The organism is Rhodococcus sp. WWJCD1, from assembly GCF_002258735.1.
Taxonomy (GTDB): Bacteria; Actinomycetota; Actinomycetes; order Mycobacteriales; family Mycobacteriaceae; genus Rhodococcoides.
Genome location: NZ_NOXY01000020.1, coordinates 181207 through 196150 on the forward strand (window position 1 = coordinate 181207; position 14944 = coordinate 196150).

Consider the following 14944-nt stretch of genomic DNA (forward strand, 5'->3'; position numbering starts at 1 on the left):
ACACCATCACCGATATCGACGGTGATGTAGCGCGGGTGTGGAGCCGATTCATCGTGGTCGAGTTCGACGCCACCTCTTTGACAGGTGACTACGTCGATCAGGTGATCGCGACCGGAGACGGTACCCGAATCTCGAAGAGGCGCATCACTGTTCGCAATCGACCGGATATTATCCAGCACGAGGCGGAATCGTTCGTGAGCTGGGCTCGGTCGTGACCACGGAAGTTCGCGTCGATCCCGACACTGCGGCCGAGATCCTGGGCGTCCTCTCCCGCTACGCCCAGGTGATAGACAACCGGGACTGGGATCAGGCCCGCACGGTGTTCACCGACGATGTGGTCTTCGGGGCCGGAGAGGCGGCACTGCAGGGCATTTCGGCCGTGCGAGAGATGGTCGAGAACGTTCGGCCGTATCACCCAGACCACACGTCCGATACCATCCTCACCCGCCGCCCGGACGGAACCATCCGGGCGTGGAGCAAGTTCGTCATCGTTCGAACCGACGGCACCGCGGGCAGCGGCGACTACCAGGACACGCTGGTGCACACCGTCCGTGGCTGGAGAATCGCGCACCGAGTCGCGAGCCGGGGAAACCGTAGACGCGACGACCCCGGTGGTCCGTCGAGCAGGACATTCACTTTCGCGTCCTGGAGGGGATGACGGGAACTGCGGCTGGTGGACGGTGACCGAGGCCCACCAGCCGCCGATCAGACAGTCACCAAACCGAATTGGTTCACCGGCCGCGGCAGGCCGTAGTGCTCACGCAACGTCGATCCGGTGTACTCGGTTCGGAACAGTCCCCGTGCCCGCAGAATCGGGACCACCTCGTCGACGAACACCTCGAGCCCGGAGGGAAGCGCCGGCGGCATGATGTTGAAGCCGTCTGCGGCTCCGCCGAGGAACCACTGTTCGATGGCGTCGGCCACCTGCAGCGGCGTACCGGTGAACGTGTGGTGCCCGCGTCCACCACCGAGGCGTCCGATCAGCTCGCGCACCGTGAGCTGTTCGCGTCGAGCTAGTTCCACGATGAGGGTGTAGCGGCTCTTGGCCTCTTCGATAGCGTCCTCGGGCAGTAGCTGCTCAGGAAGCTGTTCATCGAGGTGCAGCGTGGACGGATCCACTTTCAATGTTTTCGCGAGCTGAACAAGCGCGTATTCCGGCACGATGAGCCGGTCCAGCTCCAGTTCGAGTGCGTGAGCCTCGGCCTCGGTCGAGCCGATGACCGGGACGATGCCGGGCAGAATCTTGATGTGGTCGGGATTTCGACCGACAGCAGCAGCGCGCGCCTTCAAGTCTGCGTAGAACGCACGAGCATCGTCGATGGTCTGCTGCGCGGTGAACACTGCCTCGGCGTACCGGGCCGCAAGATCCTTACCGCCCTCGGACGAGCCCGCCTGGACCAGAAGTGGATACCCTTGGATCGGTCGCGGGACATTCAACGGCCCTCGGACCGAGAAGAATTCGCCTCGATGATCGACAGTTCTCACCCTGTCGTTGTGCCCCCACACTCCGGACTCCTTGTCCGCTGAGATCGCATCGTCGTCCCAGCTGTCCCACAACTTCTGAGCCACGTCGACGAATTCCGCCGCGCGGGCATACCGAACGTCGTGCTTGGGCAGCTCGTCGAGGTTGAAGTTCTGTGCCGCCTCCAGGCCGGCCGTGGTGACGATGTTCCAGCCGGCACGGCCGCCCGAAATGTGGTCGAGGGAGGCGAATGCACGCGCGAGGTTGAACGGTTCGTTGTAACTCGTTGTGGCCGTGGCAATCAAGCCGATACGTTCGGTCACCGTCGATACAGCCGTCAGAATCTGCAAGGGCTCCAGGTTCCCGGACGGTCGGCGCGCAACGTTGGCCATCAGTTGAGGGCTGTCGGCGAAGAAGATCGAATCGAACGTGCCTCGCTCGGCGATCTGGGCCAGTCGCTGGTAATGCTTGATGTCGGTGCCGGACCGCGCATCGGATTCCGGTAGACGCCAGGACGACTCGTGATGGCCGGTGGACATCAGAAATGCGTTGAAGTGCAGGGTCCGGGTCATGCGTGTGCTCCTTCCTCGACACCGAGAGCCGCGAGCAAGGCGTTGCGGTGCGAGACGAATCGGGGGTCGCCGTGACGACGAGGTGACGGTAGATCGATCTGGCGATCGGCGACGAAGCGGCCCCTGTCGAGTACGAGGACTCGATCGGCGAGCAGTACTGCCTCGTCGACGTCGTGCGTGACCAACAGGACGGCCGGGTTGTGGCGCGCGCAGAGATCCTGCAACAGGACGTGCATGCGGATGCGGGTCAGTGCGTCGAGTGCACCGAAGGGTTCGTCGGCAAGCAATAGCTCCGGCTCGCGAACCAACGAGCGGGCCAACGCAACTCGCTGCTGTTCGCCGCCGGACAGTTCCTTGGGCCAGGCCCTCTCGCGGCCCTCCAGGCCCACCTCGGCCAGGGCGGCGCGGCCACGAGCCGAGGCGTCGCGTCCGGTGAGGCCGAGGATGACGTTGTCGAGCACCCGTGCCCACGGCAGCAAACGCGAGTCCTGAAACACGACGGCACGAGCTCGCGGCACGCGCAGGTCACCAGAACCGAGCACGCCGTCGTCCAATTCGGCGAATGCGCGCAGTAGCGTGCTCTTGCCTGAGCCGCTTCGTCCGAGCAGGGCAACGAACTCACCCTTGTGAATGTCGAGGTCGATGCTGTCCAACACGAGTCGATCGCCGAAACCTCTGCTGAGACCGCGAGCTTCGACCACTCGCGTATCGTTCGGCGTCATGGTGGTGTTCAGCCTCCCAGTGTCTGTCGCCATGCCAGTGCCTTTCTCTCGGCCGCCCGAACGAGGGCGTCCCCGATCAATCCGAACAGCGCGTACACCACCAACCCGACGACGATGATGTCGATCTGTCCGTAGGTGCGTGCCTGCGTCATCAGGTAGCCGATGCCGCTGGTGGCATTGACCTGTTCCACGACGACGAGCGCAAGCCACGAGATCGTGACCGCCATCCGTAGGCCGGTGAAGAAACCGGGGAGTGCGCCTGGGAGAGCGATCTTCCGGATGAACTGCCAACGGGACAGGTCGACGGTCTCGGCCAGCTCGACGAAGCGTTTGTCGACTCCGCGCAGTTGGGCATGGGTGTTGATGTAGACGGGGATGAGCACACTGGTGGTGATGACGATGATCTTCATCGACTCGCCGATTCCGAACCAGACGATGAACAAGGGGATCAGGGCCAGGGTGGGAATGGCGCGTTTGATCTGCACCGGCCCGTCGACGACAGCTTCACCGAGTCTGCTGAGGCCGGCGACGAGGGCGAGTACGATCCCGATGGCGACGCCCAGTACGAGTGAAATCCCTGCGCGCTGAACGGACGTGAGCAGATTGCTCTTCAGGCGACCGTCGGCGATCAGTTCGGCCCCGGCCTGGTAGATGGTCCAAGGAGCCGGGAGGGTCTGCGGGTCAAGCCATCCGGCGGCGGACGAGATCACCCAGAGAAGTAGGAGAAGCACTGGGCCGACCGCCAACCCGTACGGAATTGCCTTTCCCGGCCCCAGGCGCCGGGTCGAGGTACGCCGGGGCGCGAGCTTGCCGGTCGTATCGACCGCCCTTTCGGTGTCCTCGCGGCGCAGTGTCGGTGTGGCCATCAGCTGTCCTCTCGCGAACGGGTGGCGCCGACCTCGGTGACCGTCTCCGCGATGATCGGCTCGAACCGCAGGTCGAATCCGTCGGATGCGGTGACCTTCTCGGGCAGTTCGCCTGCGTCGTCGATGACGTCGATGGTGTCCTGCTGACGCTGTACCAGAGCCTCGTCGAGGACAGGGAATGTCGACGGCCCGAGCGATTCCACGATGCGTCGACCGTCCGCCTCGGTGAGCCCCTGGTTGTCCACGTAGTACGCCTGGATCCACTCGTCCGGATTGTCGTTGGACCAGTCGACCGCGCGAATGTAGGACGCGACGTAGGCGCGCAGGGCTGCGGCCTTTGCGGGGTCCTGCAGTGCTTCACGACGCGCGTACAGGTAGCTCAGCCCTGTGGACGTCCCGTCGGACTCGCTGACGTCGATCAACGTCGTGCCCGGATTGGCAAGGAAGCGAGTCAGATTGGGCTCGCCGAGCGGCGCTACATCCACCTGACCGGTCCGGATGGCGTCCGGAAATTCCGAGAGCTGCAACCGGACGAGTTCGACGTCATCGGTGGTCAGGTCGGCAGCGGCCAACGCCCGCAACACGATTGCCTGCTGCGCCGTGCCTTCGGCGTAGGCGATCTTGGTGCCGCGCAGATCGGCGAGAGTGGTGATGTCTCGGCCCGCAGCCACTGCGAGCCGGGTGTTGTTCGGATCCGACTGCCGTGCAGCGATGATGGGCACATCTTGTCCGGCGATGAGAGCCTGGATGGGCGGGGTGTCGCCGACGATGGCGACGTCGGCGGCACCGGCCCGGAAGGCCTCCAGAATCGCGGGCCCGCCCACGAAGTTCGCGAACTCGTAGTCGAACGGCAGAGCATCTGCTTCGCCCGATGCGGCAAGAACGGTCTGCTGAGCCTCCGATTGGTCCGCAATGACCAGCTTGGTTCCTCCAGGAACCTCGGTGGGCAACGCCGCGTCGGCAGCGAGAGCGTTGTCCGGCGAATCGTCCGACGCACAACCGGACAGTGCCACGGCCACGGTGCACAGAGCGACCAGGGCAGTGGTGGCGGTTCGGAACGGTCGTCGTCTGGCCATGAAGGTTCGCATGGGACCAGTGAAACGTGAGACCGATTGTTGAACAACAGTTTACGTTAGCGTGATTCTAAGTGCGCTTCTCGATCATGTCGGTGGCCGAGCAGCTCGGCGGCGAGCTGATCGTTGTGCCGAAAGAACCCGGCGTTTGTGCGCGGCCGCGGGAAGGCGCTCGACCACGTGTGTCCGGCAACCCACGGACCCACCGCATACCGGTTCCCAGCGATCTCCCCCGACGCGGTAATCAATCGAGAGTGCCCGTCCACGGCTACTTTCGCGGCGCTGTGTTCGGTCGCGCGAATATCGGTCACGTCACCGCGGGCATGCAGGGTGCGCAGCAGTTCGTCACCTGCCCTCGCGATCGACGCCACGGGGAGCCGCGCATCGATCAGGGTGTCGGCATGGATCACCACGTCGTGAGCGGCGCTGCTGGCGACGAACCGGTCGCCCTCGGTAGCGAAGGTGACCTCGGGGCCGAGGAACTGCACGATGCCGGCGCGGCTGAGGGCCAACAGCTGTTCGAGACGAAGCGGCGGCGGTCCGCTGGCGACGAAGCTGAAGAACGAATGCAACCAGCCTTCGACGTCCGTTGCAACGGAGTGGGCCGGAATCCGGCCGCGGCGCAACAACTCTCCGATCGTCATGTACACCGACAGCAACGCGGAGAAGACTGCTGCGTCGGAGCTGTAGTGAGGGTCGGCACGACGGCGTAGATCGGTCTCGATGTACTCGTCCAGGTGTGTCCGCACCTCTTCGAGGCTCTCGAATCGCACTCCGGCGAAGGGCTTGTCCATGCGCGCGAGATCGATACGGTCGTCGTCCTTCGGAACGAACTCTTCGACGAACCGGCCGAGTTCCTCTGACTCCCAATCGATCTCGGTCAACCCGGTCTCGAAGTCCGTCCAGGATCCGGACGTGCGCTCGGGATGAGCTGCGAACAGTTCGTAATAGTGGGCCCAGGCGAGTTCTTTGGACGCCAGTGGCCAGATCTCGTCGCGGAAGTGCAGCGGTCCGTCGCCGGGGAACGCGTCGGCGGTGAAGTACTTCGGCAGAGGTGGCCGCGCGGCCGCGATGTCGTAGGAGAGCTTCGCGTGATACGGCACCCCGCGTCGCGAGCCTGCGTAGAGCACCGGCTCTCGGCCCGAAGGTGTGTACTCGAGTGTGCCGTTCTCGCTCCGTGCGAAGGTGCCACCGCGACTCTCCGCGAGCAACACCATCCAGTCGATGAATGCCAGGCCGAGTCCGGCAACCAACACCGGCTCACGCGCAGGTACCGGGCTCGGGTCCATATCTGCGGTGTATCCGGGGCCGATGTACGTCAACCGGTGGGCATTCGCGAAGTCTGCTAATTCTGTCTCCCGTTGTGAAGCAAGCGCATCGGGATGGCCTTGCGCGAGCAGAACGACGTCGGCGTGGATGTTCGACCCGTCGTCGAGGGTGAGGACTTGCTCGGTCGACACATCGACGACCCGCGCCCGGTGCACCTGCACGTGCGCGCTGGACCCAGCGATGGCGCGCTCGAACACCCAACCGAGGTAGCGACTCTGAAGGGTGCGTGAGGCGAACGATCCGGGCGTGAACCGCTCGAGCTCGTCCTGAAGTTCGGGGTCCGCGCGCAGTGTGTCTACGTTGTCGAGTACCCACTCGGCCAGCGTCGGACCCGTTCGTATGGGTCCGTCCACGACGGTGGTGTCGTCGGTGAACATGGTGACATCGGCCGCTACTGAATTCATCCACAGCAGTGGTGGTTGGCTGCCCCGCCAAATTCTGCCTGCTCCGGGTGGGAAGGGATCGATCACGTGGACGTGGATATCCGCGGAGGACTGTCGTGCCAGTAGCCGTTCCAGCACGCCGGTACCGCGGGGGCCTGCGCCGACTATCGCAATGGTGAACGCGGTCACTGGCTTCCTTCCCGAGTAGGCAGGCGTATCGAAATCAAGTATGCACGTGCCGAAATCGGGGATTGCAGGTGTAAAAAATCACGCTGAGTCGAAGTCTTCCCTTTGCGGCCGGCGGCACTTTACCGTCGTTCCACATGACACTCGCAACAGTTCGGCACGAGGGCGCATGAGCGAGCGTCGTCGCACACTCAAGACCGTCACCGGCGTCAGCGGTGGAACCGATATCTACGACGCGGCAGTCGATTCCACCAAGTCCACTCTCGATCAGGCGCTCGAGGTTGCCAGAATTGCGGAGGCCAACAAGATCGATGCGCTCTTCGCGGCCGACCTGCTGAGCTTCGGGTCGCAAGGTGCTATCGGCGCCCAGGAACCGTTGATCTATCTGGCCGCGCTGGCCGCGGTCACCTCGGATGTCGGTTTGATCGCGACCGTCACCACGACGTTCCATCATCCGTTCAACCTGGCGAGGCTCTTCGGGACGCTCGACCACGTCAGCAACGGTCGCGCGGCGTGGAATGCCGTCACCTCGTCGCTGGGGGAGGAGAACTACAGCGACCTGGACCTGCCGAGCCCGGAGGAGCGGTATGACCGCGCCACCGAGTCGCTCGAGGTGGTGAACAAGTTGTTCGACAGCTGGAAGCCCGGCTCATTGACGCCGGGGCCGAACGGTGCCGAGTTGGATGCCACGCTGGTGCAGCGCATCGATCATCGGGGCAAGTACTTCACCGTTCAGGGTCCGCTCAACATTCCAGCGTTGCCGCAGCGTCGACCGGTGCAATTCCAGGCCGGGCAGTCCGCAGGTGGGATCGAGTTGGGTGCCCGGTTCGCGGAGGTGGTGTTCACCTCGCTCGCGACCCTCGAAGACGCCGTCACCTATACCAAGGCCGTGAGAACCCGGGCCGCCGAACTGGGCCGCGGCGACCAACTGCCCCTGATTTTCAGTTCCTTCCATGCCACCTACGGAGCCTCGGAAGCAGAGGTGGCGCAGATCGTTCGCGAGGCCGAGGATGATACCGACTTCGACGCCGGTAGGTTGCGGCTCGAAGACATGCTCGGCGGTGGCGTCGACCTGTCGGAATTGCCGCTGGACCAGCCGATCCCGGAGTCGGTGTTGCCCGACCCGGCCTCGGTCAACCGTCGACGAGGTCGAGTGGAGATCTTCGGCAAACTGGCGGCGCAAGGAAAGACGCTGCGTGAGTTGATCATCACATCGAAGGACACCGGCCACTGGGCCGCAGCGGGAACCCCCGAGCAACTGGCCGACGCCATCCAGGAACGCTACGACGCGGGGGTTCTCGACGTCATCTCGGTCGGCGGACTGACCGACCCACGGACCGGGGACTTCGTGCTCAACGGACTGTTCCCGGAATTGCGCAAACGGGGCATTCTCGGCACCGACTACATCGGCGGAACCTTCCGCGAAAATCTCGAGCTTCCTCCCTTGCCGCCATTCGAATCAGCGTGATCGGAACGGGTGACGAATCTGGGCGGCGAGCCTACCGTCACGTCCATGACCTGGCTCAAAGCGCGAGTAGCGGCTCTCATCGACCGCCTTGGATCGCAGCCTGCATGCACCCACGCTGCCGTCGACTTCGGCATCCGCGGCTGACATCGCAAGCGTTGCTTCGGGTAGACCGTTTTCGAGGTAAACCGTTACTGCATGCCCCACGCAGGCACGATCAGCCGTAGTAGGAATCCCACCACGTCAGCACTCGGGTTCCGATCAGTGTCAGCCACTTCGAGCGTTCACCCTCTGGTACGTCGGTCGCGAACCACACCTCACCTGGATGAGGGTGACCCTGCAACCACGTTCCATCGTTCTGGCGGGCGGCTCTGATGATTCCTATCGCCTCCTCCATGCGGGGATCCGGCGCTGTCCCATCGAGCAGGGAGGCCTGCCGAAAGTAGTCGGCGGCATTGAGGGCGTTGTACGTCCAACGGGATGGGTAGAAGAATTGATCCACCCATGTCCCGACTTTCTCAGCCGTGGACAACGTGTACAGGAGCTTTCGCGTCAGCAAGTACTTTTCACCGGCGCGCCGGGCAGCTCGAGTTTCGTCCGTGCCGCCGAGGGCTGTGTCGTACTCCAGCAATCCTTTCAACGAGTTCAGTGTCGAGTGAAATGACGAGCGGGTCGATCCCTCGACCCACTCGCAGTTCCAACCACCGTCCGGCAGTTGGTGTTCGAGAAACCACTGAGCGATGCCCTCGACGTCTGCACCCAGCCACACCCCGTTGGCGACCGTCCACGCGTTGATGCAGCAGTCCACCTCGCCGCCCCAGTACGGCAGGTTGTCGTACTCCCACCGACTGTTCTTGTCGAGCAACTCGACCGTGCGGCGCGCTCGCAGGACCGCGGGGTCGAGACCCCACTCGCGCAGCGAATTCAGCGACCAAGTGGTCGCAGTCCAGGGTTGCCCCGGAGCCGCGGAACTATCGAAATTCGCAGGGAAGAATGCGCCGCCGGCCCATTGCCCGTCCGGATCCTGCAGCGCAAGAAGCCTTGCACCGAAACCTTCGGTGGCAACTCGGGCGCGAGTTGCTTCCCAAACTTCGGACGGTTCGTCCAAGAGATCGCGCTCCACCTGCCAACGCAGCGCTGGGTCCGAGTCGACAAGCCAGTTGCGCAGGAAATCGGCGACCATGATCAGGCAGCCTATCGTCGTTCGGCCATTCGTCCTGAGTGTTCACATCTGTATTCCTCGGTTTTCCTCATGCTGATTCGAACCCTTCATTCTCGAGCGCATCTGCGGCAACGTGGGCTGTTGCGCAGGTATCGATGCATGCCCCGGAGAAAGCAGGATCACGATGAGTTCGGAGTTGATCAGCCTCAGCGAAGCCGTGGCGGGCGAGGCCACGTTGATGGATGTGCGATGCGCGCCATCGAGGGTCGAATTCGGCACGGTGGCAGGTGCGATCGTGGTCGACAATGGCTGACACCTTGTACTTTGCCCTCGAACTCGACGGCTACGACGAGTCACCCGAGCGACTTCGCAGCGACGTCGCGGACGCCGAACGCGCAGGTTTCACAGTCGTCACCTTCGGTGATTCTCTGGTCTCGGCCCGGAATCGACTCGATGCAGGCACGCGCGCTGCGTTCGTCGCCTCGACCACATCGACCATCGGGCTGGCTCCCACCGTCCACACCGTGACGACCGAACCGTTCTTTCTCGCAACACAACTCGCCAGTCTCGACCATGCATCCCACGGCCGAGGAGCCTGGGTGATCGGCGCAGACAATTCGCCGGCCGCTCATGCAGCAGTGGGATCGGAGGTGCGGTCGAGCGTGACCGCTGAGATCCGTGACGTCATCGACGTGTCTCGGCGGCTGTGGGATTCGTGGGAGGACGACGCGGTTATCCGTGACGCGGCGACCGGTCGATATCTCGACCCAGCCAAGGTGCATCACGTGCGGTTCGAGGGCGAGTTCTTCGATGTCGTCGGGCCCTTGATCACTCCACGTTCGCCGCAGGGTCAGGTGGTCGTCATCGGAGATGTAGATCTGGGCGTCACCGATCTGCTGGATGTGGCGTTGGTGCGCGGCGACGATGTCGCGGATCGGGCGGCAGCGGCGCGCGCCGATGGAGCAGCCCTGGTGTTCGCCGACATCGACGATCTGTCCGACGCCCAATCGCTGGCCGGCGTGGTCGACGGCATCCGGTTACATCTCGGGACTGACGCCGTGAAAGACCTTGCCGTCCCGGCGCATCTGCTTCGCAGGCCGACCCCTGGACTCTCGCTGCGCGAGAATTTGGGACTGGTGCGTCCGGTCAGCCGCTACGCCGCTTCGGCTCGGAAATAGGGAGAAGAATCATCGTGAGCACCAACGACCAGCACCCGGACACCGGCGCACCGTTCGACCCGAATGCACAGATCCATCTGGGCGTGTTCTATCCGGGAATCGGTGCCCAGACGGTCTGGGAGGATCCGAAGGCACCCGATCAGGTTGCGACGGACACCTTCGTCGAGGTGGCAACCAAGCTCGAACGCGGTCTGTTCGATGCATTCTTCCTCGGCGACGGTCAGCGGGTTCGGGAGAACCGCGGTGCGATCCTCTCCACCGACATCGCCGGCAGGCCGGACGCGATCACACAGCTCGCTGCGTTGGCGTCGGTGACCGAGCGCATCGGACTGGTCGCCACGCAGAACACCACCTACAGCATCCCCGTCGAGCTCGCGCGGCGGTTGGCGAGCCTCGACGTCCTGTCCGACGGGCGCGCCGGATGGAACATCGTCACGACCGACAACGCATGGACGGGTGAGAATTTCCGTCGCGGAGGTTGGCTGGACCACGAACGACGCTACGAGCGGGCAACCCAGGTAGTCGAACTGGCGAAACAGTATTGGGCGGGTTCGGAAATCGACGCCGATACCGATCTGCTGAAAGCCCGTGCAACACCCAATGTTCGGTCCAGTTCGCAGGCCAGGCCCGTGCTCTTTCAGGCCGGGGATTCTTCGGGTGGACGCGATCTGGCAGCGAGGCATGCCGACGTCGTATTCTCTGCCAACAACGCCTACGACGCGGCGGTGGCGTACGCGCGAGATCTCCGCGCGCGAACGGCTGCGTACGGTCGCGCCGCCGATGCGGTCAAGATTCTGCCGGGTGTCACCGTGGTACTCGGTGACACCGAGGCGGAGGCGGAAGAGAAGGTTCGCTGGCTACGGTCCAACGCCTACAACGGAGTTCGCGCCATCGCGTTCCTCGAGCACTATTGGGGTAAGGATCTCTCGAGCTACGACCCGGAAGGTCCGCTGCCCGACATCGAACCGGTAGAGGACGAGCTCGATCCGTCCCGTGGCACCCTCGCGGTCGACGCGCGGACCGGCAAGCTCGATCAGATTGCCCAGTGGCGCGCGTTGTCCGAGGAGAAGGGCCTGTCGATCCGCGAACTGGTACTCGAGATCTCGCCTGCGTCTCGGTTCCATTCCGGCACGCCTGCGGCTTTGGCTGATCGATGGGCCGATCTGGTGCGGCACCGGGTGGTCGACGGATTCAACATCAACCCCTATCACTTGGCTGATGCCATCGACGACCTCGTGGACAAACTGGTCCCTGCCCTACAAGAGCGCGGGGTGTATCGAACCGAGTACACGAGCACCACGCTGCGCGGGCACCTCGGTCTCGACGAGCAGACCGCGTCGGAGCGGGAGCAGGCCTCGTAGGGCGCTTCGGAGCGCCCTACGAGTCGGGTCGAGGGACGAGCTCGGTCAGCTCAACTCTGCGCGCGACCATTCGTTCACGAACTCCAGGCCACTGCGCACGAAGAGCTGGGTCACCGGGCAACGGCGAGCGACCTCGGAGACGAACTTGTCGAAGGTCTCCTGGTCGGCGTCGGTCTGTACCGTCGCCTCGACTGTCACGGCGTCGAAGTTCGCATTTCCTTCGTCACCGTTCACGAGCACTGCGGTGTCGAGGTCGCCTTGGATGCGAAACGTGAACTCGCCGAGCGTGATTCCCATGTCTTTGGCGACGAGGGCGGCCGTTACCTGGTTGCACGAGGTCAACGCACCGAGCGCGTAGAACAACGGGCTGGGTGCCTCGTCCTTACCGCCGAATGCAGGATAGGCATCGGTGTCGAATTGGTGGCCTGCATCGCCGTCTGCGACAAGGTGCTGGGCGACCCCGGTACCGCTGGCGTTGAGAACGAAGGGAACGACGGACGTTCGAATAGTGCTGGTTGTCATGAATTCCGACGATGGCCCTCCGACGACCGAAGCGGAATGGTTCGGCTCACAGTGATTCGAACTCGGCACGAGCACGGGCTGTACGGGACGCGCGTCGACGATGGAAGCTAACGATCAGGTCTCGACTCGAGTGGGGTACTGCTCTGCACGATCTACGATGTCCTCATGACTGCCGATCCGACCACGCCCGCACCGTCGACCAGCTCGGCGAACTGGAAGAGGCGGGGCATCCTCGTCGGAGCCGGCATCGTCCTGTTGTTGATCGCGTACTTCATCCTGGCGGCGTTTCTTCCGCGCTGGTGGAGTCTTCGGGTCGAAGAACTGGCCGACCGTACGTTCACCAAGGGCATTCTGTGGGGCCTGTTGTTCGGCATCGTCTGCACGTTCGCGCCGCTGGTGTTCTTCTGGAGCGCCTGGACGGTCCGCAAGGGTAGGGCGGGCAAGCAATTGGCTATCGGCTCGGTGATCCTCGCCGTCGTCACTGCGATTCCGAACCTGTTGACCCTCACCATCGTCCTCGGTACCAGCAATGCCGCCCATGCCGGTGAACGCACCCTCGACACCAGCGCGCCGGGTTTCCGCGGCGCAACGGCACTCGGTGCAGTGATCGCCGTGGTTCTGGTTGCTCTGCTCGTGTTCGTGGTGGTCCGGCGAAACCGCCGACGCAGAACTACTGCTCTGTCGCAGTAACGTTCAGGCGCTACGCAATACCGTCGGTTGGGTGACGACGCGGATTCCCGGTTCCGGGTCGAAGCGGTACCCGGTTCCTCTGACCGTGGTGATCAGTCGACCGAATTGGCCTAGTTTGGTGCGCACCCTCGACAGGTGGACGTCGACGCTGCGTCCGCCGTCGGATGTGTTGAGCTCGGATCTCGCAACGACGACGCGTGGATGCTGAGCCAGATACGCGAAGATCTCGAACTCGGTGTGACTGAGTCGAATGCTCTTTCCGCCGAGGATCACGTCTCGGGCAGGGATGTCGATGACCAGGGGAGCGTTCAGATCGTTGACCCGAACATCGAATCGCGTCAGGATCTTCGCATGCGGCGCATAGCTTTTGGCGGCACTGCGAAGCGCGTCGGCGAGTGCGTGCAACTGCGGTCGGGTCAATCCCTGCAGGGACGATGTGCCGGAATCGGAGATGTGGACAACGACGGTGGCTTCGGTGGTCATGCTGGAGAGCTCCTGAGACAAGGGTGTGCTGCGGATACCGGGCAGTTGGTCAGCGTGGGCAGCGACAGTTCTTGTTCACCGTCACAGAGTGATCGACGGCGGGCTCGTGCGCCAGAGATGCGCTCACCGTGATCGCAATTGTTGACCCCATGACCGTCGACGTGTTGCGATCGGGCGTGACCGATGTATGCCGATCCCGCGCCGCCCTGTTCACCCGAGCCGTCGACTGGGATCACCCCGACGCCGAAACCCTGCGCGCGGCGATGGCCGCCGAGGTGGGTCCCCGCTACGCAGACCGGGCCGCTCTGATGTCGAAGACCCAGGCCAACGCCGTCGACGAGAGCACTGTGCACCGGACGTTCGTCGTGTATCGCCGTGAAGCGGAGGGGGATGAGCATGCCGTCGGGCATGCAGCGCTGCGTTGGAACGGGGCGGACCTCGAGCTCAAGCGCATGTTCGTGCACCCCGACCATCGCGGCACGGGTGTATCGGCTGCCCTGCTGGAGGCGTCGGAGAATGCCGCCCGCGACCAAGGGCTGCCGCGGCTGATATTGCAGACGGGAGACCGTCAGCCCGACGCGGTTCGACTGTACGAGAAGAGCGGTTACACCCGAATCCCGGTGTTTCCTCCCTACGAGGTCCTGCCGTTCTCGAACACCTTCGAGAAGCGCCTGTAGTCAGGCCCGCAAGGTCATGATTTCGGCACCGTCGTCGGTGATGACCACCGTGTGCTCGCTGTGCGCGGTACGGCATCCCGTCGTACTGCGCAGGGTCCAGCCGTCGTCGTCGGTGACGAGCTCGTCGGTGTCTTCCATGATCCACGGCTCGAGTGCCAACATCAGGCCGGGACGAAGTCCGTAGCCGCGGCCCGGCCGCCCGTTGTTCGACACATGTGGGTCCTGATGCATGGTGGACCCGATGCCGTGACCGCCGAACTGCATGTTGATCGGGTAGCCCGCCTCGCCGAGGACGGTGCCGATGGCATGCGAGATGTCACCGATCTTGTTTCCCGGACGTGCCGCTGCGATCCCCGCAGCCAGAGCCCGTTCGGTGGCGTCGATCATGGCGGTGTCTTCTTTTCGGGGCTCGCCGATTGCGAAGCTGATGGCAGAGTCCGCTGCGACGCCGTCGAGGACCACAGCGAGATCGAGAGTCAGCAGATCGCCGTCAGTCAATGCGTAGTCGTGTGGAAGGCCATGCAGCACAGCATCATTGACGGAGGTGCAGATGTAGTGACCGAACGGGCCGCGACCGAAGGACGGCGCGTAGTCGACGTAGCAGGACGTTGCCCCGGCTCCGAGGATGATGTCTTTGGTCCACTCGTCGATCTCGAGCAGGTTGGTGCCGACGGTGGCACGCTCGCGGACGGTCTCGAGGATTTCGGCGACCAGAGCGCCGGATTTGCGTGCGAGGGGGATCTTGCTGGGTGGGAGAATCTCGATCATGTGATGCCTTTCGTCGTGTGACGAATAACTATACCGGTATAAGTA

The 14944-nt window shown here is 63.7% G+C and carries 16 protein-coding genes; 7 read left to right on the forward strand and 9 right to left on the reverse strand.

All coding sequences use genetic code 11. From position 1 onward, the window contains the following. Positions 1-211 precede the first annotated feature (211 nt). The gene (locus CH286_RS13120; RefSeq protein WP_176458228.1) at positions 212-658 is read left to right on the forward strand and encodes a nuclear transport factor 2 family protein; all 447 of its coding nucleotides are present in this window, start codon (positions 212-214) and stop codon (positions 656-658) included. Positions 659-705: 47 nt separating this feature from the next. Here the strand turns inward: CH286_RS13120 and CH286_RS13125 are convergent, their stop codons facing one another. Genes CH286_RS13125 through CH286_RS13145 form a run of 5 tightly spaced genes read right to left on the reverse strand, consistent with a single transcriptional unit; the run spans position 706 to position 6596 of the window. Next, a complete protein-coding gene (locus tag CH286_RS13125) occupies positions 706-2034 on the reverse strand; it encodes an LLM class flavin-dependent oxidoreductase (protein WP_094609427.1) in 1329 nt (442 codons plus the stop codon). After that, entirely contained in the window at positions 2031-2789 is a 759-nt protein-coding gene (locus tag CH286_RS13130; protein WP_441347118.1) for an ABC transporter ATP-binding protein, read from the reverse strand. The genes CH286_RS13125 and CH286_RS13130 overlap by 4 nt, the downstream gene beginning before the upstream one ends. After that, entirely contained in the window at positions 2765-3622 is an 858-nt protein-coding gene (locus CH286_RS13135; RefSeq protein ID WP_094609428.1) for an ABC transporter permease, read from the reverse strand. The genes CH286_RS13130 and CH286_RS13135 overlap by 25 nt, the downstream gene beginning before the upstream one ends. Beyond that, on the reverse strand, positions 3622-4710 hold the full coding sequence (locus tag CH286_RS13140; protein WP_255182648.1) for an ABC transporter substrate-binding protein: 1089 nt from the start codon (positions 4708-4710) through the stop codon (positions 3622-3624). The genes CH286_RS13135 and CH286_RS13140 overlap by 1 nt, the downstream gene beginning before the upstream one ends. Before the next feature lie 44 nt (positions 4711-4754). Next, the gene (locus CH286_RS13145; protein WP_094609429.1) at positions 4755-6596 is read right to left on the reverse strand and encodes an FAD/NAD(P)-binding protein; all 1842 of its coding nucleotides are present in this window, start codon (positions 6594-6596) and stop codon (positions 4755-4757) included. Positions 6597-6762: 166 nt separating this feature from the next. Here CH286_RS13145 and CH286_RS13150 point away from each other — a divergent pair, with 166 nt between their 5' ends. After that, positions 6763-8061, forward strand: a complete 1299-nt coding sequence (locus tag CH286_RS13150) for an NtaA/DmoA family FMN-dependent monooxygenase (protein ID WP_094609430.1) — start codon at positions 6763-6765, stop codon at positions 8059-8061. A 214-nt stretch (positions 8062-8275) separates the two neighbouring features. On the opposite strand, the gene CH286_RS13155 is transcribed toward CH286_RS13150, so the two are convergent. Next, the gene (locus CH286_RS13155; protein ID WP_094609431.1) at positions 8276-9241 is read right to left on the reverse strand and encodes a squalene cyclase; all 966 of its coding nucleotides are present in this window, start codon (positions 9239-9241) and stop codon (positions 8276-8278) included. 163 nt (positions 9242-9404) lie between these two features. Here CH286_RS13155 and CH286_RS28215 point away from each other — a divergent pair, with 163 nt between their 5' ends. From CH286_RS28215 to CH286_RS13165, 3 genes are read left to right on the forward strand one after another with little or no spacing between them, the layout of a single operon-like run. Continuing rightward, a complete protein-coding gene (locus tag CH286_RS28215) occupies positions 9405-9533 on the forward strand; it encodes a hypothetical protein (protein ID WP_255182649.1) in 129 nt (42 codons plus the stop codon). Beyond that, the gene (locus CH286_RS13160; protein WP_094609432.1) at positions 9526-10398 is read left to right on the forward strand and encodes an LLM class flavin-dependent oxidoreductase; all 873 of its coding nucleotides are present in this window, start codon (positions 9526-9528) and stop codon (positions 10396-10398) included. The genes CH286_RS28215 and CH286_RS13160 overlap by 8 nt, the downstream gene beginning before the upstream one ends. A gap of 14 nt (positions 10399-10412) precedes the next feature. Then, a complete protein-coding gene (locus tag CH286_RS13165; protein WP_094609433.1) occupies positions 10413-11759 on the forward strand; it encodes an LLM class flavin-dependent oxidoreductase in 1347 nt (448 codons plus the stop codon). Between the two features lie 45 nt (positions 11760-11804). On the opposite strand, the gene CH286_RS13170 is transcribed toward CH286_RS13165, so the two are convergent. After that, positions 11805-12281, reverse strand: a complete 477-nt coding sequence (locus CH286_RS13170; RefSeq protein WP_094609608.1) for an OsmC family protein — start codon at positions 12279-12281, stop codon at positions 11805-11807. A gap of 165 nt (positions 12282-12446) precedes the next feature. Here CH286_RS13170 and CH286_RS13175 point away from each other — a divergent pair, with 165 nt between their 5' ends. Then, on the forward strand, positions 12447-12971 hold the full coding sequence (locus CH286_RS13175) for a permease (protein WP_094609434.1): 525 nt from the start codon (positions 12447-12449) through the stop codon (positions 12969-12971). Between the two features lie 3 nt (positions 12972-12974). Here CH286_RS13175 and CH286_RS13180 read toward each other — a convergent pair whose 3' ends face one another. Then, positions 12975-13454 carry a winged helix-turn-helix domain-containing protein gene (locus tag CH286_RS13180; protein WP_032380229.1) on the reverse strand — a complete coding sequence of 160 codons (480 nt, stop codon included), beginning with the start codon at positions 13452-13454 and terminating at the stop codon, positions 12975-12977. A gap of 149 nt (positions 13455-13603) precedes the next feature. Here CH286_RS13180 and CH286_RS13185 point away from each other — a divergent pair, with 149 nt between their 5' ends. Then, positions 13604-14131 (forward strand): GNAT family N-acetyltransferase, encoded by a 528-nt coding sequence (locus CH286_RS13185; protein ID WP_052058270.1) that lies wholly within the window; start codon positions 13604-13606, stop codon positions 14129-14131. Here the strand turns inward: CH286_RS13185 and map are convergent, their stop codons facing one another. After that, positions 14132-14899 carry a type I methionyl aminopeptidase gene (gene map, locus CH286_RS13190; RefSeq protein WP_032401746.1) on the reverse strand — a complete coding sequence of 256 codons (768 nt, stop codon included), beginning with the start codon at positions 14897-14899 and terminating at the stop codon, positions 14132-14134. Positions 14900-14944: the final 45 nt, after the last annotated feature.